Raw genomic sequence first — 21,304 nt, forward strand, 5'->3', positions numbered from 1 at the left:
ACTCCTATGAATTCTCGATCCGCCGGCGAACACACCGCCACTGCACTCGGAACCCGTACCCGATGACTCCCGTAGTGGTCGGAGTAGGAGGAGTCATCGCCCTGGTCCTGCTCGCCTCGCGTGGTTCCGGTTTGGATTTCGACCGACGGTCCGTCTCGGTGGCGTACGCATCGAGTACGGGACGCGCTCCCCGTCGAGCATGCAGGCTCCGTTCGGGGCTCTAGCGGCCCCTCGAATGCCCGGAGATGTGCGGGTGATGCGCGACGCCGAAGGTACCCGCCGATAGTGACCCGAAACACGCTTGTTCGGACGTATGTTTCGGAGCGTCGATTTCGACTCATACCTATCGGCGTTGTTCGCGACGCCCCCAGCTCCGGTTCGCCGGAGATTACCTACACGAAAGAGGTACGCACCGATGGCCGACTTCATCGACAAGGCTCAGCACAAGGCAGAAGAACTGGCCGGGACTGCAAAGGAGAAGGTCGGCGAGGCCACAGGTGACGACAGCCTCCGCGCCGAGGGTGCTACCGACCAGGCCAAGGCCAACACGCAGCAGGCTGCCGACAAGGTGTCCGACGCTGCCGAGAGCGTTGCCGACTCCGCGGCAGATGCCACCAAGCAGGCCAAGCACGCTGCCGAGGACGTGGCCGACAAGGCCGCCGAGAAGGCCGAAGACGTCAAGAACGTCGTCAAGGACAAAGTTCAGAACGTCGATGTCGACGAGGTGAAAGAGAAGGCATCCCAGGTTGCCGACAAGGCAGCGGACAAGGCCTCCGCCGTCGCCGACGACGTCAAGGCGAAGGTTCGCAACATCGACAGCGAGGATGTGGCCGAGGCCGCGAAAGTCGGCACTCCGATCATTGCCGCCGTCGCAGCCGCCGCCGGTGCCCTTGCATTCGTGCTGATCCGTCGCCGCAACCGTCGCCGCAGCGCCGCGCACCTGTTCGTTCCCTCGAAGCGCACCACCCGCAAGCTCGCCAAGAAGGCACGTAAGCACAGCTTCTGAAGGTAATTCGCACGAAAGCCCCGCCCTCGTTCTCGGGCGGGGCTTTCTGCCGTTCTAGAGCGGTTTCAGCGCCCGACTCGGCACCCAATGCGTGACGGTTTCGCTGCGATCGCGGGACATCAGCTCGTACGTGACTCGGCCGAGCCAGTCGCCGTCCACGGTGATGGACCATTCGACCAGATCTCCCGGCACCACTCGTCGAACATCGAAGCCTTCGGGGTTGAATTTCGACGCGTGGTGCGGTGGTAGCGGATAGAGGATGTTCAGGTCTATCCATACCTTCAGCGGCGGTCGGAGCAACTTGAAGGGGCGCACGGCAGACGCCGGTCGAGGTTGCGCGCGCCGTGCCATCGTTCGATCATACGTTCGATAGACGCTTCGATCTACACGCCTGCTGAACGAACAACGGCCCCTCGCACATGATGTGCGAGGGGCCGTTGCTGTGATCCGAGGAGGTCAGATGCCGAGCGATCCTGCCAGGAACGGCCAGGACTTGTGCAGGTCGTCCTGCCAGTAGCCCCACGAGTGGTTGCCGACCGGACGGAAATCGACCGTGGCCGGAATTCCGAGCTGGTCGAGACGCTTGGCCAGGTTGGATGTGCAGAAGTTGGTGGCAACTTCGATGCCACCACCGACGATGACCTGGTTGGCCAGTACGGCCGGATCGTTCATCAGTCGCGGATTCGCGTAGGTGTCGTTCGGGATACCCGGTAGGCCGGTGCCGGTGCTCATGTAGATCTGAGTGCCGCGGAGCTTCTCGGCGTTGAGCAGTGGGTCGTTCTCGCGCCACACGGGACCGTCGAGCGGCCCCCACATGTTCTCGACGTTACCGCCGCCGTAGGTCTCGACAACGAGCTTGACGAACTGCTGACCGATCGGGTCTGAGGTTTGAGCGCAGCCACTGTACGCCGCAACGCCGGTGAACTTGCCCGGATACTTGATCGCAAGGTTCAGTACGGAGGTGCCCGTCATGGACAACGCTGCGAGCGACTGCCGACCGTTGGTGTCGAACTGAGCGTCGATCAGAGGGGGCAATTCCTCACCGAGGAACGTACTCCACTTGTTGCTGCCGAGCTTCGGATCGTCCTTCAGCCAATCGGTGTAGTAAGCCCACTTGCCCTTCTGCGGCGTCACGACATACGCGTTCTTGTCTGCGAAGAACTGCTCGGAGTCGGTCTGGGACTGCCACGACGCCGAATCCTCGCCGCCACCCGCACCGTTGAGCAGGTACAGCACCGGACGAGAGACACTTTCGTCAGCAGGCCGCTGCACCGTGACAGGAATGGTGCGGTTCATCGACGCGGAGAATACCTGCAACTGGACCTGGCGGCCGTCGAGAGTGTTCACCGACTCGATGCGCGAGCCGTTGCTCGACTTGGCCGTCGCGGCGGGCAGTTCGTCCGCGGACGCGACGGGCGTCATCAGCGCGGTCGGAAGAATCGCCACTGCGAGGGCGACGGCCGTAGCCGAACCGATTCGCCGGAAGCCGTGTCGTCGAGATCGTGGCACGCTGTTTCACCTTTTCGTCGAGTTACACCGGTCGAGTTTCTACATCGGCCGAAGATGAGGTGACGTTACCTCGAGCAAACGTGCCGAGCGTTATGGACCGGACGAATCCGAGACGCGATCGTGATGCTCGCGGTCGCGGAATCCCGCCGAACGGCGCCGATCCTGAACCATGGGGTCCGGTCAGTTGTACGGCCTACGCGCCGTGGCCGGGTCGCCGTAGGTGATGGCGCGTTCGCGTCGGGTTCCGGTGGCCAGGGTTGCTGCCCAGTTGATCAACGTTCCGACGCGATTGCGGTTGCCGGCGAGGAATGCGATGTGGATGACGCCCCACGATGCCCACCCCAGGAATCCCGACATCTTCAGCGGCCCGGCCTGCACCAGTGCGTGCCCGCGCGCGATATAGGCCGCGGTGCCGAGGTCTCGATATTTGAAATCCGAACGCGCAGAACCGGATACGTCGGCCGCGATCGCCGCACCCGCAGCCTTACCGCCCTGCATCGCCACTTCTGCCACTCCGGCGAGTTTGTTCAGCGACATGATGTCTCCGACGACGAAGACGTTGCGGTGTCCCGGGATCGACAGGTCGGGCTCCACTGCGATGCGTCCCGATCGGTCCTGCTCCACGCCCATCGCGTCGGCGAGCTGCTTCACGAACGGAACAGCCTCAACGCCTGCGGTCCACAGCACCGTGTGAGTGTCGTAGCGAGTGACCGTTTTCGGTTCGGCCTTGGCCGTCACTTCGACGTCGGTGGCCGTGACATCCGTGACGTGGACTCCGAGATGGGTTTCCACCCCGACGGTGTCGAGGGTCCGCTGCGCCTTTGTCGTCAAGGAGTCGGGGAACGATTCGAGGACGCGGTCGCCGCCGTGAAAGAGGAGTACCCGAGCTTCCGACGGGTGGATCGAGTCGAACTCCTTCGCCAGGGCCCGGGACGCGAGTTCCCTTATCTGACCGGCCAACTCGACGCCCGTCGGGCCTCCCCCGGCGACGGCGAAGGTCAGCCAGGGCCGACGCTCCTCGGCGGTGGGGAGAGACTCGGCCATCTCGAAGGCGGAGATCAGCTTTCGTCTGATCGCGAGGGCGTCGTCGAGGGTCTTCATGCCCGGTGCCCACTGCACGTATTCGTCGTGACCGTGATAGGCCTGCTGCATTCCGACGGCGACGACGAGGTAGTCGTAGGGCAGCTCGAAGGTAGACCCGTCGAATCGGCTGGCCGTCACCACTCCGCCGTCGCCGACTGTGGTCACGGACGTCGCTTCGCCCAGTGCCACGTACACGTTCTTCTGTTTGCGCAGCAGGTGTCGTAGCGGACTGGCGATCGAGCCCTCGGACACAAGACCGGTGGCGCACTGGTAGAGCAACGGCTGAAAGACGTGCGAGGTACCGCGCTCGAGCACGGTCACATCGACGTCCTCGTTGCGGAGGCGTCGCGCGGCATGAAGCCCGCCGAATCCGCCGCCGAGGATCAAAACCCGTGGACGTGCCATCTGAACGTTCTCCCTCGAACCGAACTGCGGAGATGGATTCTCCGGGTTGCCAGCGTACTCGAGCAGGCGCATCGCGACGCCAGTGCCGCACCCCCGACGAGAGGGTGCGGCCTTCGGTGTCCATGCAGATCAGCCGAGCAACTGCTGCATGGTGTCGATCTCCTGCTGCTGTGTGGCCACGATCGTGCGAGCCATCTCCTGCGCCTCGGCGTTGGAGCCGTCGGCGATCTCGACGTTCGCCATCTCGACCGCGCCTTCGTGGTGCTCGATCATCATCGTCAGCCACTGGCGGTCGAATGCCGCACCCGACAGAGCAGTCAACGCATCCATGTCCTGCTGGGACATCATGCCCATGCCCGAGCTGTGGTCCATTCCGCTCATCTCACCCATGTCGGCCGAGGGTGCGGGCTGACCCCATTCGGCGAGCCACGCCGTCATCCGGTCCATTTCCGGTTGCTGCGCGGCTTCTATCGCCGACGCCAACGCCACGACGTCCGAATTGTCGGTGCGCCCCTGGACCATTGCAGCCATCTCGACAGCCTGCGCATGATGCGGGTACATCATCCGAGCGAACATCACGTCCGCGTCGTTGAATTCCGCGGACGCGTCGGCCTCGGATGACGCCGACGCCGAGTTGGACGAGCCCATCGAGTGACCGTCCATCGGCATGTCGGAAGTGTCGTCACTGCAGCCGGCGACGAGAAATGCGCTCACGGTGGCAGCAGCCAGTGAAGCGACCAGTTTTGTACGCATGTGAATCTCCTTGCGAAAGTGCGGAATACAGGGATCTGGGTATGCCGATCCGCCGGTGGGTGTGCTTCCACCGGGCTCCCTGTCACACTCGCAAGGTCACCGATCTGTCCAACTCCCACAGAGTCCACGGCGGTGCACGCTCCGAGATGGCGTCGGTCCGCCCGCCGATACCCGCCTCCGACAAGAACGAGTCGACCACCTCGACACTCGTCGAAGGAACCGACAGAGTCGGCCACGACACCGTCGTTCCGGCGCACGGATGCATCATCTGGTGCGCGGACGGGCAGTCGGGCCTCGCTGCAGCCACCTCGATGGGTTCATCGTGGTGGGATACCGACGCCATGGCCGTGTGGTGGTTACCGGGTGACATCACCGGTGTCACCGAATGCATCAGCAACACCCCGAGGACCGTCAGGACGATCAGCAATCCGGTCGCCGAGGCAAAGCCCGGGCGACTGCGTCGGATCGCTGACTTCATGTCACCGACGATAGCAAGACATACCCCCTAGGGGTAGTGAGCAGGGACTTCGGCCCCGCACCGAAGGACTTCCGCCTCTGTCTGCGACGGACAGATCCGGGCCATGCTCGAGGCGTATCGGCACACGAGAAGTCAATGGACGGGAACACATCATGAATGCATCGAGCCGAGTCGTCGTCGGAGTCGACGGATCTGCCACGTCACTGGACGCGGTCCGCTGGGCAGCGCGCGAGGCCGTACGACGCCACGCCCCACTCGAGTTGGTCACATCGTCACTGTTCGCGCCGGGAACCTACGGCGATGCCATCAGCCTGCGGATCGGCGCGTTCGCAGATCCGGACGTCGAGGCCAAGCGAGTACTGACCGCTGCGGTCGACGTTGCGCACAAAACCGCGGCAGGCAATTCTTTGATTCTCGACACTCGTCTCGAACATGGCTCGGCTGCACGCAATCTGACGCACTTCGATATCGCACCCGCCTTGATCGTCGTCGGTTCACGGGGCCTCGGCGAGTTCACCGGCGGGCTGATCGGGTCGGTCAGTACCGCCGTCGTATCGCACGCCACATGCCCTGTTGCAGTGATCAAGTCGAACATCGTCAGCGACGGTCCGGTCGTCGTGGGAGTGGACTGTACGTCCAACAGTCAGCCCGCCATCGGATTCGCTCTGCAAGAAGCGTCGATGCGAGGCGTCGACCTCGTTGCCGTGCATGCTTGGAGTGATCTCGAGCTCGGCAGTGTTCTGACGCGAGACGAGGATGGGCCGTGGGCAGATTCGGAACTCGCCGAGAAGACATCGCTGGCCGAGAGCCTGGCCGGATGGTCGGAGGACTACCCCGACGTCACCGTCCGACGGGTGGTGGTTCAGGACAGACCCGTTCGCGAACTGGTCCGCGCCGCCGAGAACGCGCAGCTGATCGTGGTCGGTAGCCGTGGCCGAGGCGGCTTCGTCTCGATGCTGCTGGGATCGACCTCACGCGCAGTGCTGCATTCGGTCGATGTTCCCGTCGTCGTCGTACCCACGAACCGATGACCGCGTCCACTACCGAGACCACTTACAGCTCCGACGAACTCGACGCAGATCTGCGCTACTGGGCTGCTGCGAACTACCTGACGGTCGCCCAGATCTATCTGCAGGACAACGTGTTGCTGCGGCAACCACTGACGGTGGAACACATAAAACCCCGACTACTCGGGCATTGGGGCACCAGTCCGGGCCTGTCGATGATCTACACCCTGGTCAATCGCCTGATCTGCCGAACCGGTTCGGACTGGCTCTATGTGACCGGCCCCGGCCACGGCGGGCCGGCACTGGTCGCGAACACCTATCTCGAAGGCACGTACAGCGAGATCTATCCGAACATCTCACTCGACAACGACGGCGTACGTCGCCTGTGCCGCCAATTCTCCACTCCTGGAGGCATTCCGAGCCACGTGAGTGTGCAGACACCCGGCAGCATCCACGAGGGCGGCGAACTGGGTTATGCCCTGATCCACGCCGCGGGTGCCGCATTCGACAACCCCGATCTGGTGGTCGCCTGTGTCGTCGGCGACGGTGAGGCCGAAACCGGTCCGCTGTCGGGTTCCTGGAAGATTCCGGCGTTCCTCAATCCGATCCGTGACGGCGCGGTGTTGCCCATTCTGCATCTCAACGACGCGAAGATCTCCGGCCCGACGGTGCTCGGGCGCAGCACCGACCAGGCGATCGCCGACTATCTCGGTGGTCAGGGATGGGCACCGATCTTCGTCGAGGGCGACGACCCACGAGAGGTGTTCCCGGCGTTGGAGTTCGCGCTCACCTACGCTCACGACGAAATACGGAGAATTCAGCATGCTACCCGCGCCGGTGAACCACACCACGGCATCGAGTGGCCCGCGATCGTGCTGCGTACCCCGAAGGGTTGGACCGGGCCACACGAGGTCGACGGCAAGCTGATCGAGGGAACCCACTGGGCCCATCAGGTACCGCTGTCGGGCGTACGTGAGAACCCGGCGCATCTGGCGCAGCTCGAAGAGTGGCTGCTCTCGTACGATCCGCGATCGCTGTTCGACGAGGATGGCGCCCCGATGCACTCCATCCGCGAGCTCACTCCCACCGGAGACGCACGGCTCGGGGCCACACCGCATGCCAACGGCGGTCTCCTGCTGCAACCCTTGATCATTCGCGATCTGGAGCAGTACGCACTCACCGTCGAATCCCCGGGGCGCACCTCGCACGAGACGACCACCGTACTCGGAGAGATGATGCGCGACATCTATCTCGACAACGCGCAGCCTCACGGCGGCGGCAACTTTCGACTGTTCTGCCCCGACGAAACCGCCAGCAACCGACTTCAGGCCGTGTTCGAGGCGACCGACCGATGCTGGCAGCTGCCGACCACCGAATTCGACGACAACCTGGCCCCCGACGGCCGAGTCATGGAGGTCCTCAGCGAGCATCTGTGCGAGGGCTGGCTCGAGGCGTACCTGCTGTCGGGTCGACACGGATTGTTCGCCAGCTACGAGGCCTTCGCCATGGTGAGCGTGTCGATGCTGATCCAGCACACCAAGTGGCTGCAGCACGCGTGCGCTCTCCCTTGGCGAGCGCCCGTCGCGTCACTGAACGTGTTGCTCACCAGCACATGCTGGCGCAACGATCACAACGGTTTCAGCCACCAGGGGCCCGGCCTGATCGACGCGGTGATCCCCTTGGCCCCAGAGGTGGTGCGCGTGTGGCTCCCGCCGGACTCGAATACGCTGCTCGCCGTCGCCGGCCACTGCTTCCGCAGCCGTGGTCACGTCAACGTGTTGGTGGTCGACAAGCAGAGCCATCCCCAGTATCTGACGCTCACAGAGGCTCGCGCACATGCAGCAGCCGGCGCATCCCGGTGGGACTGGGCCGGTACCGAGGATGCCGATACACCAACAGATCCCGAGATCGTGTTGGCGAGCGCCGGCGACGTGCCGACCGAGGAAACCCTCGCGGCCGCAGACCTGCTGCGTACGTGGACACCCGGGCTACGGGTTCGCGTGGTCAACGTCATCGACCTCATGGCACTGCTGCCCGTCGTCGATCATCCGCACGGGTTCTCCGACGAGCAGTTCGTCGATCTGTTCACCGACGCGGTCGATGTCGTCTTCGCGTTTCACGGCTACCCGCGGGCCGTGCACCAGCTGTTGCACGGCCGCCCGAACGCCCAGCGCTTCCACGTTCGCGGCTTCATCGAACAAGGCACCACCACAACACCGTTCGACATGGTCGTGCTCAACAAGATCAGTCGGTACCACCTGGCCCTCGAAGCTCTCGAACGAGCGTCGAACAAGCCGGAGGACGAGCAGCAGCTTCGGCAGTTCTGCGAGGACCAACTGACCCGACACGACGCCTACATACGAGAACATTTCGAGGATCTCCCCGAGATTCGGCAGTGGCGGTGGTCGTGACCGATGGGTAGCTATCCGCGAGCGACGATCAACGGACAGTCGACGCGGTGGGCCAGTGACCGGACGGTGGACCCGAGCAGCATACCGCTGAAGCCATTGCGTCCACTCGATCCGACGACGACAGCCTGGGCGCGCAACGACACCTCGAGGATCTTCTCGACGACGTTGCCGCGCAGAACTGTTCGTTCCACCGCCACGTCGGGATACTGATGGATCCAGCCGGACAGGCTCTCGGCCAGCACGGTTCGGCCGTTGGAGACGATCGCGTCAGCCCTGTCCGCGGCGGACGCGTCGGGCGACGAGATCAGTTCGTCCGTCGACACGTGCACGGCCACCAGTCCGGTACCCCGAAGCGAGGCTTCCTCGAAGGCCAAGCGGACGGCCCTCTGGTTGTGCGCCGACACGTCGACTCCGAGGACGACCGGTCCGCGCGACGAATGCACCTCGACGCTTCCGGGCACGATGGCCACCGGGCACTGCGCCTGCACGGCTAACGCCGTGCTCACCGAGCCGAGCAGCTCGGCGAAATAGTCGCCATTGCCGCGCGAGCCGACGACCATCATCGAAGCATCCGAAGACTCGTCGAGCATGGACTGAATGGTCGGTCCGACAATCGATTCGGTCGTGATCGTCAGTGCGTTCGGATTCTCGACCGATCGCCTCGCCACCAACGACGCCGACGTCAGAATCGACTCTGCGGCCGCATGCTCCTCGGAGCCGATATGGGACGGGAGCGCAACAAAACTGGTGTACAACGCTTTGACTTGATATGCGGACACCAGCTTCAACGGTATGTCGCGCAATTCGGCCGCACGTGCAGCCCAGCCGACCGCGTCGAGCGACGAACTGGAGCCGTCGACACCGACGACGACCGGAGACGAACTACGGGTACTCATGCGTGCGGGACAACGAGGACAGGGCACTTGGCATGCCGCAGGACCGTCGTCAACGTGCTTCCCGGTACGCGGTCGCGTTCGTGTCCCACCACCAGTAACTGCGCGGTATCGGACACCGCGACCAATTCCGATCCCGAATCTGCCTCGGCGTAGACCGACGCCACTCGTACCGACGGGTAGTCCGCACCGAAGGGTTCCAACCGGACGTCCATCGCCGATTCGGGGTGCAGATGGTCGACCGGACCACTGATGGCGCTGGCCAGAATGGTCGAGACCGTCTGGGTGTGCACGGCCAAAACGCTGGCCCCGCGCATCGATGCTTCGTGGAATGCTTGCGCCACAACGATATCCGAGGCCGATACCTTGACGTCTCCCAGCGCGGCGACGACTGCGCCTCCGCGCTCGGCGTCGAAGGTACGCACGATCACCACGGGGTTCGGCGAGCATTCGACCACAGTGTGCACCATGGATCCGAGAACCCATGCAGCAAGAAAGTTCTCGGTAGTCGTACCCAACACCGTCAGGCAAGCAGACGCGGCTTCGGACAACATCACCGTTTCCGGGCTTCCCTGCAGAACAATGGCTTCCACAATGATGGTTGGGTCACTGGTCTTCGCCATGATCGCGGCCTGATCCAAAACGGTGCGCGCGTAATCACCGTCAACGTCGGGCGCCCCGTACACCGTTTCGCGCTGCAGGTGGGGTTCGATCACGTGCACCAGTCGCAGCGACGTTCCACGCCCGCGCGCCTCGCGGACTGCGAAGCGGACTGCATCGAGTGCAGCCGTCGATCCGTCGATTCCGACCACAACGGGTCCGGTGGTGTGTGCGATGTTCATCGGGTTCCTCTCGGTGGTGCGACGTAGGTTCTGCACCTTCATCGAGAACGCTACGAGCGCGGACCCACTCGACGCAGCGGCCGGAGGTCACCGAAACAGGTGACGAACGACTGCACCTGTCAGGGCAGCGGTACCGACCACGTCACGTCCGTGCCGCTTCCGGAGGAGCCTGGTCCGATGATCATCGACCCGCCGCATTCGACTGCACGGGCACCGAGATTGGACAGCCCACTGGCGGTGGTGTCCTCGGGCATACCGATCCCATTGTCCGACACGACGATCTGCAGGTCGTTGCCGACCGACAGAGTGACGGTCACCGTGTCGCCCTGCGCGTGATGAACAACGTTGCTGACCGTCTCACGGACGACGGCAACCGCATGATCGGCGAGCTTGGTGTCGACGACCGACAGTGGTCCGAACATCCGCACCACGGCGCGGATGGGGACGTTCTCGGTCAGTTCGAGTACCGCCGCGTTGATGCGTTGACGCAACCGTGTTGCCGAGTGGGATGTGCTCTGCAGGTCGAAGATCGTCGTCCGGATGTCCTGCACCGTGTCTTGCAGGTCGTCGATCGTTCTCGTCAAACGCTGCCTGATGTCCTCGGATTCGGTGCGCTGCAACGTGCTCTGCAAAGCCAGGCCTGCAGCGAAGATTCGCTGGATGACGTGGTCGTGTAGGTCGCGCGCGATGCGGTCTCGGTCGGAGAGCACCTCGAGTTCGTGCATCCGGCGGCTGGTATCGGCGATCTGCATCACCAACGCGGCCTGGTTCGCGAAGTTCGAGACCAATTCCAGTTGGGAGTCGTCGAACGGCCCCCGCCCCTCTGTGCGGAGCATCACGAGGACGCCACTGACGCCCTCGGCGACGCGGAAAGGTGAAATCAACGCGGGCCCGAAGGCGGAGTCCAATCCCTTCGCCCCGTACTCGAGTCGCTCCTTTCGCAATGCCGTTCGACGTCGAAAAGCCGAACCCGAGCTCGAGCCCTCGATCGGAATGACTCCTCCGATCATTCGGTCGGATCCGAGTCCTTCGCTGACCGTGACGACCAATTCTGTGACATCCTCGAACGACTGGTCGGTGTCCTCGGGAACCGCGATGAACGCCGCATCGGAACCGGTCAGGTGCAACGCCTTACGAGACACCATCTGCAGTACCTCGTCGATATCCGTCCCGGCGAGGAGCTCGGTGCCGATGTCTCGAGTTGCCTCCATCCAGGCCTGACGTACACGTGAGTCCTCGTACAATCGAGAATTTTCGATGGCGATACCGGCGGCGGACGCCAGCGCCTTCGTGACGACCTCGTCGTCCTCGGTGAACTGCTTACCGTTCTTCTTCTCGGTGAGGTAAAGGTTGCCGAATATCTCGTCGCGAACCCGAATCGGCACACCCAGAAACGTTTTCATCGGTGGATGGTTCGCCGGGAACCCCACCGACTCCGGGTGCGCCGAGAGGTCCTCGAGGCGAAGCACTTTCGGCTGGTCGATCAGTAGACCGAGAACCCCGCGGCCGGTGGGGAGCGGGCCGATTGCGATGCGGGTGTCCTCGTCCATGCCGTGGTTGATGAATGCGCTCAACCCATGACCGGCGCCCCGTACGCCGAGGGCACCGTACCTTGCGTCGACGAGCTCGACGGCCGATTCCACGATCGATCGCAATGTCACCTCCAGATCGAGGCCGGAGGTGATGACGAGCATCGCGTCGAGCAGACCGTCGGCTTGGACTCTGGCATCGGCGATCTGGCCTATCCGGTCCTGAACCTCGGCGAGCAGCTCACCGAGTCGCAGGTGCGGGAGCGACGATCCTGAGTCGCCGTGACGATCATCCATCCCGCGACCCCGGTTGCCCCGTCGCCGGAGCGGTATCGGCGAGTTTCGACGCGTATACCGCAGCTTGGGTGCGCCGCTCCATCCCGAGCTTGGCGAGCAGCCGGGACACGTAGTTCTTCACCGTCTTCTCTGCCAAGAACATCCGGGCAGCAATCTGCCGGTTTGTCAGGCCCTCACCCAGCAGATCCAGCAAGGTGCGCTCCTGGCTGGTCAAGTGGTCGATCGGTCCGGGGGTCGCCGTTCCGGACCGCAGTTTGTCCATCAACGCCGCTGCCGCGCGATTGTCGAGCAGCGACCGACCGGAACCGACGTCCTTGATCGCTCGGGTCAGTTCCATGCCGGTGATGTCCTTGACGACATAGCCACTCGCGCCCGCGAGTATCGCGTCGAGCATGGCTTGGTCCTCGGTGAACGAGGTCAGCATCATGGTCTTGAGGTTCGGCAGACGATCGAGAAGTTCGCGGCACAGTTCGATGCCGTTGCCGTCGGGCAGTCGCACGTCGAGCACCGCAACATCGGGTTGCAGGGCCGGGATACGAGCGAGCGCCTGTGCACAGCTGCCCGCCTCACCGATGACTTCGAGATCGGGATCGGAGTCGATCAGGTCGATCAGACCGCGTCGCACGATCTCGTGATCGTCTACCAAGAACACCGTGACCACGGCGGCACCTCTCAACTGCGTCCACAATGGACGCCTCGACTTCCGAGCCTACGGGTCGCGGGTACGGCCAACCTGACCTTTCGTCACCGAAATGGGAGACCAAAGTCCTTTGTGTCGGTGTTGTTGTCCTGCCGCGCCCGATGCTGTGCGAGGCGTCTGATGAAGGATCCGACACCACGACCGAGGAGGTCACTCGATGGGTTCACTACCGACCGTCGTCGGAGTCGACGGATCAGCTGCATCCTTGGATGCCGTGCGCTGGGCAGTTCATGACGCACGGCTACACCTGTCCGATGTGCTTCTGGTCTCGGCGATTTCGCTGCCGAAGGCCCTGACGGGGGTCGGCAGTCTGCCCGAACCCGTTGTGGAGCAATCGAGATCGGAGATCAGAAGAATTCTGGACGAGGCCGCAGAGCTCGCGGCCCTCGAGAGCGCGACGGTCTGCGTCGACACCGTCTCGTCCGAGAACTCGGCGGTTGCCACGCTGCTCGAACTCTCCGCGACTTCTCGCATGGTGGTGATCGCCACCAGGGGCCTCGGCGGCACCGAGCAACGATCGCTCGGGTCGATCGGTTTCGCCGTCACCACTCATGCTCGATGCCCGGTCACGGTCGTCCGCGGTTGGCCGGGAGACGGCCTTCATCACGCCCCTCACTCGGTGGTCGTCGGGGTGGACGGCACGAAGGCGAGCGCTGCGGCGCTGGAGCTGGCCTTCGAGGAAGCCGACGTTCGATCGGCACCGCTCACGGCGGTGCACAGCTGGTCCGACGCGGATCTGACGGTCGGGGTTCCGATACGGGGGCTGGAATGGCCGGCCAATCGGCCAGCCGCGGCAGATCAGCTCGCCCGGATGCTCGAGCCGCACACACGTCGCTATCCGATGGTGTCGGTACGAACGGCAGTGGTCAAGGACCGGCCGGTACGGGCACTCCTCGATCATGCACAGGGCGCGCAGCTTCTCGTGATCGGCAGTCACGGGCGCGGAGGTTTCCCGGGAATGATGCTCGGCTCCACCAGCCGAACGGTCATTGCTCGCGCATCGTGTTCGGTGACCGTGGTTCCCGATGCTGCCCGCAACCGATCGACGGCAACCAAGGAACACTCGTGAAGAAATTTGTCTCGATCACAATGGGATCCATTGCAGGAGTGGCAATTCTCGCGCTCGCTGTCATTCTCACGGCCGGTGGAATATTCGCTCCCGCCCACTATCTGGATCCGTGGTCGTCGGCCTACTCCGATCGGTTCGACGACCCACGAATGAAGGTCGTGGCTCGCGCAGAACTGGCCCCCAGTAGCCACAACACCCAGCCGTGGACCGTCACCCTCGATCCGTCCGACCCGCAGGTGCTGTACCTGTACGTCGACGGCACTCGCCTCACTCCCGCGGTGGACCCGCTGGCTCGCCAGACGATGGTCTCGCAGGGAGCGTTCCTTCGGTACTTGACGACAGCAGCAGCGGACATGGGATCGAAAGCCGCCGTGGAGCTGTTCCCGGCCGGTCCGTACGACGAAGCCGACCTCATGCAGTCGATGAAAGACCTACCGGTTGCGCGAGTGACCCTCATCGAGGATTCATCGGCTTCGACCGACGACGCCGGGTCGTTGTTTCTCTCCGACACCAATCGCGCCCCGTATCAGGACACCCCGTTGACATCTGCCCAGCTCGAGGAGTTGGCGGGCTTAGCACCCGAATCCGGCGCGACCATCCAGATGTTCACCGATGCACAGAACAAGGCGACGCTGGCCGACTTCGCAGTCGCCGGCACCCTCATCGAAAGCCGCTACGCCGCAGCGACCGACGAAAGCTCAGCCTTGTTCCATCCCAACGAAGGCTCGAAGAACGATGCCCGCTCCGGATTCGCGGTGGAAGGTCAGGGAACTAGCGGCTTCATGAAATACCTGCTGCAAGGGCTCATCACGATCGTTCCGTCGATCAACGACGACGCGGCAACCGCAAAAAGTGCGATCTCGACGACCGACGACGCCGTGAGTCACACTCCCGCGTACGCACTGGTGAGTACGGCATCGAATTCACGCTCCGAGCAGGTGCAGGCGGGAATGCTCTATGCCGACATGTCGCTGCGAGCGCGAACACTCGGATTGGTGATGCAACCGCTGAGCCAGGTGCTCCAGGAATACCCCGACATGGCCGAACCGTACGAGGCGATTCACGACAAGTACGCGCCAGCAGGTCAGACGATCCAGATGATGGTGCGAATAGGCACGTCTACAACGGAATACCCCACAACAATGCGTCGCGATGCCACCACACTGGTGCGAACTCCCTGATCTGTACCGACTCGCCTGCGTTTGCCGCCGAGTAGGTATCCAAAGGCCCTACGCGGACGGCGCGCCGGCCAGCAGGCTGTTGGCATGAACGAATCCAGTGAAGACGACACTCGAACCACTCCCGCGATCGACACCCTTCAGGTTCGTGGCGCGAAATTGACCGAGACGGTCAAGAAGTTGCTACACGACGGCAACATTCGGCGGATCGTAGTGAAGAACGACCACGGCCACACCATCATCGAGATACCGGTGACTGCAGGCGTTGCCGTCGCTCTCGTCGCACCCGTGCTCGTCGCCGTGGCCGCGATCGCTGCGGTGGTCGACGACTGCAGCATCGAGGTCCACCGCATCGACGAGCGCATGCCCACGGCCTGATTCCGCACTGACCACTCGACACCCCGAGGACATGAACATGCCTTATCCGATCGAAGTACGCGGGCTGAGAAAGAGTTATGGCGAGAAACTCGTCATCGACGACTTGTCGTTCGTCGTCGAACCCGGCACGGTCACCGGCTTTCTCGGACCGAACGGATCGGGCAAGTCCACCACGATGCGGTTGATCGTGGGATTGGATCGCCCCAGTGCAGGCACCGCACTGATCGGCGGCGTCGAGTATTCCCAGTTGAGCAAACCTCTGCTCACCGTGGGAACCCTGCTCGACTCCGAGGCCGTCCACCCGGGGCGGTCGGCGTACAACCATTTACTGTATCTTTCTCAGACGCAACGACTTCCGTCCAAGCGCATCATCGAGGTTCTGGAACTGGTCGGCCTGCGCGATGTCAGCGGCGAACGCACCGGATCGTTTTCACTGGGCATGAGGAAGCGACTCGGGATTGCCGCAGCACTACTCGGCGACCCTGCAGTGCTGATCCTGGACGAGCCGATCAACGGGTTGGATCCGGACGGCATCTACTGGATGCGCAACCTCATGAAGAACCTGGCAGGAGAGGGGCGAACGGTCTTCGTATCCAGTCATCTGATGGGTGAGATGGCGCAGACTGCAGACCATCTCGTCGTCATCGATCACGGCAAGCTCATCGCAGAATGTACTCCCGCGGAGCTGATCGCTCGCAGCAGTCGAGCATCGGTGCTGGTGTCGTCGTCCGATCCGACGAGTCTCGCCGCAGTGATCGAGGCGGATGGAGGTACTACCGACATCCTGGGCCACGATGGGCTCACCGTCCATGATCTGTCGGCGCATCGGGTCGGAGAACTCGCCCAACAGCAACACATTGCGATCTATCAGCTGACGCCGCAGGAGGCGTCGCTGGAAGAAGCATTCATGACCCTCACCCACCTCGACGATGTCGAGCACGACCGACAGCTCGTCACCCACTCTCGCGGACAGGCGAACCCATGAGTATCACCTCACCGCCCATCGCATCGCCACCCCGCGAGCGAGAACATCGCCGCGCCGACGTTGTCGGACTGGTGACCTCGGAATGGACGAAGCTGATCTCACTACGTTCGACGATCTGGTCCCTGGCCGCCTTGGTGATCGTCACGGTGGGCTTCACCGGATTCTTCACCTGGTTCACGGTCGCTTACTGGGACAACGTCGATCCGGTATCGCAGCTTCAGATCGTCAGCGACCCTGCACGTCAGATCCTCGGTGCGGGATTCCAGCTCGGCCAGCTTGCGGTCTGCGTCCTCGGGGTCCTGGTGGTCACCAGCGAATACGCGAGCGGCACGATCAGGGCCAGCCTGCTCGCAGTCCCCTCGCGGATACCTATGTTGGCAGCCAAGACCGGCGTGTTCATGGCGGTGGTGTTCGTCATCGGTGAGATCACGGCATTCCCCACGTTCTTTCTCGGTTCGGCCATCATGGATTCACGCGCTTCGGTGTCGCTGGGCGATCCCGGTGTGTTGCGAGCGGTGATCGGTGCCGGCTTGTACCTCGCGCTGCTCGGCGCCATGGCGATCGCCGTCGGTGCCATCGTCCGACACACCGCGGGAGCGATCACCGGCGTGATCGGATTCGTCCTGGTACTCGCTCCCCTGACCCAGCTGATCCCCGGCACCGTCGGCCGACACATTGCGGCGTACCTGCCCTCACAGGCAGGCAGCCTGATCGCTTCACCCCAGCAAGCCCCCGGCGACTTGCTCACTCCCTGGCAGGGTTTCGGAGTCGCAGCACTGTGGACGGTGCTGTTGCTCGCACTCGCGGCGTATCTCCTCCGCCGACGCGATGCCTGACGGCGACCGACGATTCACGACCCACCATCCGAGTTACGAACTCACACAGAGGTTCTCATGACAACATTCGCCGGACTGCCAGCACACATCCTACTCGTCCATCTCATCGTCGTCCTTGCCCCGTTGACGGCATTGCTGGCGATCCTGGCTGCGTTTCTGCCTGCCGTCCGGCGTCGATTGGTGTGGTTGATCCTCGCGTTCGCAGCCATCACCCTGATCGCAACCCCGATCACCACCGATGCCGGTGAATGGCTCGAGGAACGTGACGACGAGACCGGTGCCCTGGAAACGCACACCGAGCTGGGCGACACCATGATCTACTTCGCCGCGGCACTGGCCGTCGTCGCCATCGCACTCGTCGTGGTGCACCTTCGCGAACGCACCCATCCCTTGACGAGCAAACCCGTAGTCATCGCGGTTGCGGTGCTGGCTCTGGTGGTCGGAGTGGGAACGATGGTGCAGGTGTACCGAATCGGCGATTCGGGCGCGCGTGCAACTTGGGGAGACACCAGCCTGAGCGAGCAGGGCGAAGAGTCGGAATGAACGAATTCGCCGAATCTGCCGGTGGCGCAGGCCTCATCAAGTTCCACGTCCTGGCCTCGATCCCCCTGCGCCGATGGCGAACTACGTGGGGTGCGACGCCGGCCGAGGTCGACGAAACACTGCCCGGCGACGAGCGCGTGCCGCACCCGGCCTGGCAGTACACCCATGCGATCGAGGTCGACGCGACGCCGGAACGCGTGTGGCCATGGTTGATTCAGCTCGGACAGCAGAGGTCAGGCTTCTACAGCTACCGCGGACTGGAGAACATGGTCGGCTGCAACATCACGTCGGCGACAGGAATCGACCCTCGATTCCAGACACTTACGGTCGGTGACACCGTAGTCCTGCATCCCCGATCACCAGCTCTGACTGTCGCCCTGGTCGACGACGGCACCGCTTTCGTGCTGTTGGGTGCAGACCCTGACTCTGCCGACCGGGCGCTCTGGTCGTTCCATCTGCGCGCTCTGCCAGGCGGTCGAACTCGATTGATCGAGCGCGGAAGATATTCGCATGCTGCAACACTGAAAAGTCGTCTGGCCTTCGGCCGCTACTTCGTCGAGCCCATCGGATTCGTCATGAGCCGAAAGATGCTGCGCACGATCGCAGCGAATGCTGCGACGGCACAACGCGTCTAGCTTGTCGGCAACACCCCACCCAGACACCGTAGGTCCTCCAGAATGGCAGGCACCCGACTCATCAGGGAGATGTGTCCCTCTCCCTCGATCAGGTGGGCTCGGGCTCCCGCGACGTTCGCGGCGAGCCATCGAGCGTGGGCGAACGGCACCATCGTGTCCAGGCTGCCCTGCCATATTGACACCGGTGTCGATACGGCACTCAGGTCGAACCCCCAGGGGCGCGTGTGGGTCAGGTCGTCGTCGCGCCAGCCCACGATGCCTTGACGGCCGGCCGCGTTGACCGACGCGGCGAGATATTCGGTCAGTTCGTCGGTCAGCGCAGCGCGGTCGACCGGCGGAGCCAATGCTCCCAATCCTGCCGCCACCTGATCCGGGGTGACACCGAAGAAGCCCTTTCGGACATCGAGAAACGACTCCAGTGCCGAGGTGCCGGCGAAGACGGCCGTGTATTCGTCGATGTTCTCCTCGGCCATTCCGTCGCGGATGTCGCCGTCGTAGTCGGCGGCAGGTGCGATCCCGACGCAGCACGCGGCAGCCAGGCAGCGTCCGGGCAACAATGCCGCACAGGCCAATGCCCGCGGTCCGCCGCCCGACCACCCGATGGTGAGGAACTCACCGATCCCGAAGTGGTCCAACACCGTTGCGGTGTCGGCGGCATCGTCGGCAACCTGGGCTGTGGTCGCACCGTCCAGGCGCGGCGTCGACGCTCCGTACCCCGGCCGCGAGTAGGAGATGACCCGCAATCCCTGCGCTGCAGCGGCGTGTTCGAGGGTCGGGAAGGGAACCGCGCCCTGCGGGGTGCCGTGGTGATAGACGAGAGGAAAGGCGTCCACGGGGCCGGTATCGAGCACTTCGAGGTTGCGGCCGTCGCCGGTCGGGACCAGGACGGTCATCGGCGTTTCCCCTGGCTAAATACTGCCCGCCGTCCGGCTTCGATGTCGTCGGCTCGACGATCGAGAACCGTGGTGCCCGAGACCCCGTCGAGCACGTTCTGCGCATCGTCGAGCGCACCGATGGATGCCAAGTGCCCGGTCGCCCAGGCGAACGTGCTGCACGCCTTCACTTTCGAGCACATCGACCCGGCCGCGAAGGCCGCGGGGTCGAGTTCGTCGACATAGACGTCACCCAGCGGCTCGGCCTGCGCGGTTCCGAAGTGGTCGACGACAGCGGGCACGTCGGTGAGAATCAGCAGGCGATCGGCACCGCAATCGAGGGCGATCAGCGTCGCGGTCAGGTCCTTGTCGATGACCGCGTCGACCCCGCTGAGTTGTCCACTCGCTGCCTCGACGACAGGGGCACCGCCTCCGCCGCCACCGATCACGACGGAGCCGGCCTGGACCAAGCGCGTGATCGATTCCTGCTCGATCACGCGAATCGGCCTGGGCGACGGTACTGTTCGACGCCACCCTGCGGCGTCGGGTGCGATGGACCAACCGTGCTCGTCCACCGCGGCGCGAGCCTCGGACTCGGTGTAGACGGCCCCGACGAACGTGGTCGGATCGGAGAACGCCACATCGTCCGGGTCGACGAGTACCTGCGTGGTCAGGTTGACGATCGGTTTCACGATCCCCGCGTTGCGCAATGCCTGCGAGAGCCAGTAACCGATCATGCCCTGGCGCTGCGCACCGACTGCATCCAGCGGGTAGGGCCGCACCGATTCCGCGTGCGAGCTGCTGTCCCGTGCGAGTGGCACCAAGTGAGGTCCGTTGCCGAGACAGATGACGACCTCGTGTTCGCGAACGATGGGTGCGAGAGCGATTGCCGCAGAACGGACATGCGCGAGTTGTTCGGTGGAGTCGGCGCACTCGTCGCTGTGCAGCAACGCGTTTGCACCGACAGCAATGACTATGCGCATGTCAGCTACTCGCTGCCGTGACGATAACTACGCGAGTGATGTGCAGCAGGTCCATGGTCAAAAGCTCCTCGTAGCCGGGTGCGCCGGACGGTCAACTCTGCGCACGCCACCAGTGTGTGTGTTGCGGCTGCCCCCGAGACACGGTCGGATGCCCCCGCACCGGCTGCCGAAGGTCCTTTTCTACGAAGTGGAGTTGAGTGCGTTCGGGGTCCACGCCGCGCCGCCATCCGAGTCCCACCGTTGGGCGGCGACGACGGGATCGGTGAACGGAGGAACGTCCGTCAGCGTCAGACCGAGTAGTTGCTGTACGGATTCCGCGTTCCCGTGCTCCCCCGCGCACCGCAGAACAATCTGTGCGGCAGGCTCACTCAGTTGCTTGGGTATCACCAGCAGCGCCAACCTGACTCCACCGAGGCTCCGCACACCGAGAGTGTGGGCCGGCTGCGAGCGGTACCCGTCCAACCGGACGCTTCTCGTACCGACCATGACGCGCCTGGGCGCGTGCTGCCATTCGTCCAACCCATACAGCACTCTGTCGATCGGGCCGAGGAGCCGAGTCAGAGCGGCAACGAGCTCCGGAAGTTCGTACTCGAGATCGTCGCTGTACGAACGCCATCCACCGTCGACCTCGCCGACCGAAGGTGTCCCTGGACCGGGCACGGTCAGAATCAGACGTCGGTCCAAATCCGACGGCAACGAACGGTCCCCGTTTACGAAAGGGGCGATCGTGGTGCTCGGGCTGTGCATCATGGTGATCCGATCGTTCTGGTGGACAGGCAACATGCTCTGCCCGTTCGAACGTTATCGACGCTGCAGATGACAGGACAGGGTAGGAGGTACTCGAAATAGAGGCCCCTTGGAGCGTGACGGATCCGGTTCCATGAGTCCTCCCGTTCGACCCAGCATGTCGAT

The 21,304-nt window shown here is 63.6% G+C and carries 22 protein-coding genes; 10 read left to right on the forward strand and 12 right to left on the reverse strand.

Annotation, left to right across the window (positions count from 1 at the left end; translation table 11 throughout):
* Nucleotides 1-415: 415 nt before the first annotated feature.
* Nucleotides 416-1,006, forward strand: a complete 591-nt coding sequence (locus tag ACFI9K_RS00875; protein WP_462661776.1) for a CsbD family protein — start codon at nt 416-418, stop codon at nt 1,004-1,006.
* 54 nt (nt 1,007-1,060) lie between these two features.
* Here ACFI9K_RS00875 and ACFI9K_RS00880 read toward each other — a convergent pair whose 3' ends face one another.
* From ACFI9K_RS00880 to ACFI9K_RS00900, 5 genes are all read right to left on the reverse strand, one after another.
* On the reverse strand, nt 1,061-1,357 hold the full coding sequence (locus ACFI9K_RS00880; RefSeq protein ID WP_032376174.1) for a hypothetical protein: 297 nt from the start codon (nt 1,355-1,357) through the stop codon (nt 1,061-1,063).
* A 105-nt stretch (nt 1,358-1,462) separates the two neighbouring features.
* Complete coding sequence (locus tag ACFI9K_RS00885) at nt 1,463-2,428, reverse strand: alpha/beta hydrolase (protein ID WP_462662101.1); 966 nt, start codon at nt 2,426-2,428, stop codon at nt 1,463-1,465.
* A gap of 267 nt (nt 2,429-2,695) precedes the next feature.
* Nucleotides 2,696-4,003, reverse strand: coding sequence for an NAD(P)/FAD-dependent oxidoreductase (locus ACFI9K_RS00890; RefSeq protein WP_462661777.1), 1,308 nt, complete (start codon nt 4,001-4,003; stop codon nt 2,696-2,698).
* A 129-nt stretch (nt 4,004-4,132) separates the two neighbouring features.
* Entirely contained in the window at nt 4,133-4,756 is a 624-nt protein-coding gene (locus ACFI9K_RS00895) for a DUF305 domain-containing protein (RefSeq protein WP_462661778.1), read from the reverse strand.
* Between the two features lie 82 nt (nt 4,757-4,838).
* The gene (locus tag ACFI9K_RS00900) at nt 4,839-5,234 is read right to left on the reverse strand and encodes a DUF6153 family protein (protein WP_462661779.1); all 396 of its coding nucleotides are present in this window, start codon (nt 5,232-5,234) and stop codon (nt 4,839-4,841) included.
* A gap of 152 nt (nt 5,235-5,386) precedes the next feature.
* On the opposite strand from ACFI9K_RS00900, the gene ACFI9K_RS00905 reads away from it, so the two are divergent.
* Both ACFI9K_RS00905 and ACFI9K_RS00910 read left to right on the forward strand, forming a co-directional pair.
* Nucleotides 5,387-6,265 carry a universal stress protein gene (locus ACFI9K_RS00905; RefSeq protein ID WP_462661780.1) on the forward strand — a complete coding sequence of 293 codons (879 nt, stop codon included), beginning with the start codon at nt 5,387-5,389 and terminating at the stop codon, nt 6,263-6,265.
* Nucleotides 6,262-8,652: a phosphoketolase family protein gene (locus tag ACFI9K_RS00910; RefSeq protein ID WP_462661781.1), complete on the forward strand. Its 2,391-nt coding sequence runs from the start codon at nt 6,262-6,264 to the stop codon at nt 8,650-8,652. Before ACFI9K_RS00905 ends, ACFI9K_RS00910 begins: the two co-directional genes overlap by 4 nt.
* An 11-nt stretch (nt 8,653-8,663) precedes the next feature.
* Here the strand turns inward: ACFI9K_RS00910 and ACFI9K_RS00915 are convergent, their stop codons facing one another.
* From ACFI9K_RS00915 to ACFI9K_RS00930, 4 genes are all read right to left on the reverse strand, one after another.
* Complete coding sequence (locus ACFI9K_RS00915; RefSeq protein WP_462661782.1) at nt 8,664-9,548, reverse strand: universal stress protein; 885 nt, start codon at nt 9,546-9,548, stop codon at nt 8,664-8,666.
* The gene (locus ACFI9K_RS00920; protein ID WP_462661783.1) at nt 9,545-10,387 is read right to left on the reverse strand and encodes a universal stress protein; all 843 of its coding nucleotides are present in this window, start codon (nt 10,385-10,387) and stop codon (nt 9,545-9,547) included. Before ACFI9K_RS00920 ends, ACFI9K_RS00915 begins: the two co-directional genes overlap by 4 nt.
* A 119-nt stretch (nt 10,388-10,506) precedes the next feature.
* Entirely contained in the window at nt 10,507-12,213 is a 1,707-nt protein-coding gene (locus ACFI9K_RS00925) for a sensor histidine kinase (protein WP_462661784.1), read from the reverse strand.
* A complete protein-coding gene (locus ACFI9K_RS00930) occupies nt 12,206-12,874 on the reverse strand; it encodes a response regulator (RefSeq protein ID WP_462661785.1) in 669 nt (222 codons plus the stop codon). The genes ACFI9K_RS00925 and ACFI9K_RS00930 overlap by 8 nt, the downstream gene beginning before the upstream one ends.
* Before the next feature lie 196 nt (nt 12,875-13,070).
* Here ACFI9K_RS00930 and ACFI9K_RS00935 point away from each other — a divergent pair, with 196 nt between their 5' ends.
* From ACFI9K_RS00935 to ACFI9K_RS00965, 7 genes are all read left to right on the forward strand, one after another.
* Nucleotides 13,071-13,982 carry a universal stress protein gene (locus tag ACFI9K_RS00935; RefSeq protein ID WP_462661786.1) on the forward strand — a complete coding sequence of 304 codons (912 nt, stop codon included), beginning with the start codon at nt 13,071-13,073 and terminating at the stop codon, nt 13,980-13,982.
* Nucleotides 13,979-15,163 carry an Acg family FMN-binding oxidoreductase gene (locus ACFI9K_RS00940; protein ID WP_462661787.1) on the forward strand — a complete coding sequence of 395 codons (1,185 nt, stop codon included), beginning with the start codon at nt 13,979-13,981 and terminating at the stop codon, nt 15,161-15,163. The genes ACFI9K_RS00935 and ACFI9K_RS00940 overlap by 4 nt, the downstream gene beginning before the upstream one ends.
* Nucleotides 15,164-15,247: 84 nt before the next feature.
* The gene (locus tag ACFI9K_RS00945; RefSeq protein WP_462661788.1) at nt 15,248-15,538 is read left to right on the forward strand and encodes a DUF4342 domain-containing protein; all 291 of its coding nucleotides are present in this window, start codon (nt 15,248-15,250) and stop codon (nt 15,536-15,538) included.
* Between the two features lie 37 nt (nt 15,539-15,575).
* Nucleotides 15,576-16,523: an ATP-binding cassette domain-containing protein gene (locus ACFI9K_RS00950; protein WP_462661789.1), complete on the forward strand. Its 948-nt coding sequence runs from the start codon at nt 15,576-15,578 to the stop codon at nt 16,521-16,523.
* Nucleotides 16,520-17,359, forward strand: a complete 840-nt coding sequence (locus ACFI9K_RS00955; protein WP_462661790.1) for an ABC transporter permease subunit — start codon at nt 16,520-16,522, stop codon at nt 17,357-17,359. The genes ACFI9K_RS00950 and ACFI9K_RS00955 overlap by 4 nt, the downstream gene beginning before the upstream one ends.
* Nucleotides 17,360-17,416: 57 nt before the next feature.
* Nucleotides 17,417-17,902 carry a DUF2231 domain-containing protein gene (locus ACFI9K_RS00960; RefSeq protein ID WP_462661791.1) on the forward strand — a complete coding sequence of 162 codons (486 nt, stop codon included), beginning with the start codon at nt 17,417-17,419 and terminating at the stop codon, nt 17,900-17,902.
* Entirely contained in the window at nt 17,899-18,537 is a 639-nt protein-coding gene (locus tag ACFI9K_RS00965) for an SRPBCC family protein (RefSeq protein WP_462661792.1), read from the forward strand. Before ACFI9K_RS00960 ends, ACFI9K_RS00965 begins: the two co-directional genes overlap by 4 nt.
* Here the strand turns inward: ACFI9K_RS00965 and ACFI9K_RS00970 are convergent.
* The 3 genes from ACFI9K_RS00970 to ACFI9K_RS00980 all read right to left on the reverse strand — a co-directional run bounded on the left by ACFI9K_RS00970 (nt 18,534) and on the right by ACFI9K_RS00980 (nt 21,088).
* A complete protein-coding gene (locus ACFI9K_RS00970; RefSeq protein WP_462661793.1) occupies nt 18,534-19,430 on the reverse strand; it encodes an alpha/beta fold hydrolase in 897 nt (298 codons plus the stop codon). The two genes, ACFI9K_RS00965 and ACFI9K_RS00970, sit on opposite strands and share 4 nt — an antisense overlap.
* Nucleotides 19,427-20,392: an amino acid kinase family protein gene (locus ACFI9K_RS00975; protein ID WP_462661794.1), complete on the reverse strand. Its 966-nt coding sequence runs from the start codon at nt 20,390-20,392 to the stop codon at nt 19,427-19,429. The genes ACFI9K_RS00970 and ACFI9K_RS00975 overlap by 4 nt, the downstream gene beginning before the upstream one ends.
* A 180-nt stretch (nt 20,393-20,572) precedes the next feature.
* Nucleotides 20,573-21,088, reverse strand: a complete 516-nt coding sequence (locus ACFI9K_RS00980) for a DUF5994 family protein (RefSeq protein ID WP_462661795.1) — start codon at nt 21,086-21,088, stop codon at nt 20,573-20,575.
* Between the last annotated feature and the right edge of the window lie 216 nt (nt 21,089-21,304).

Source organism: Rhodococcus sp. PSi06 (assembly GCF_054960675.1).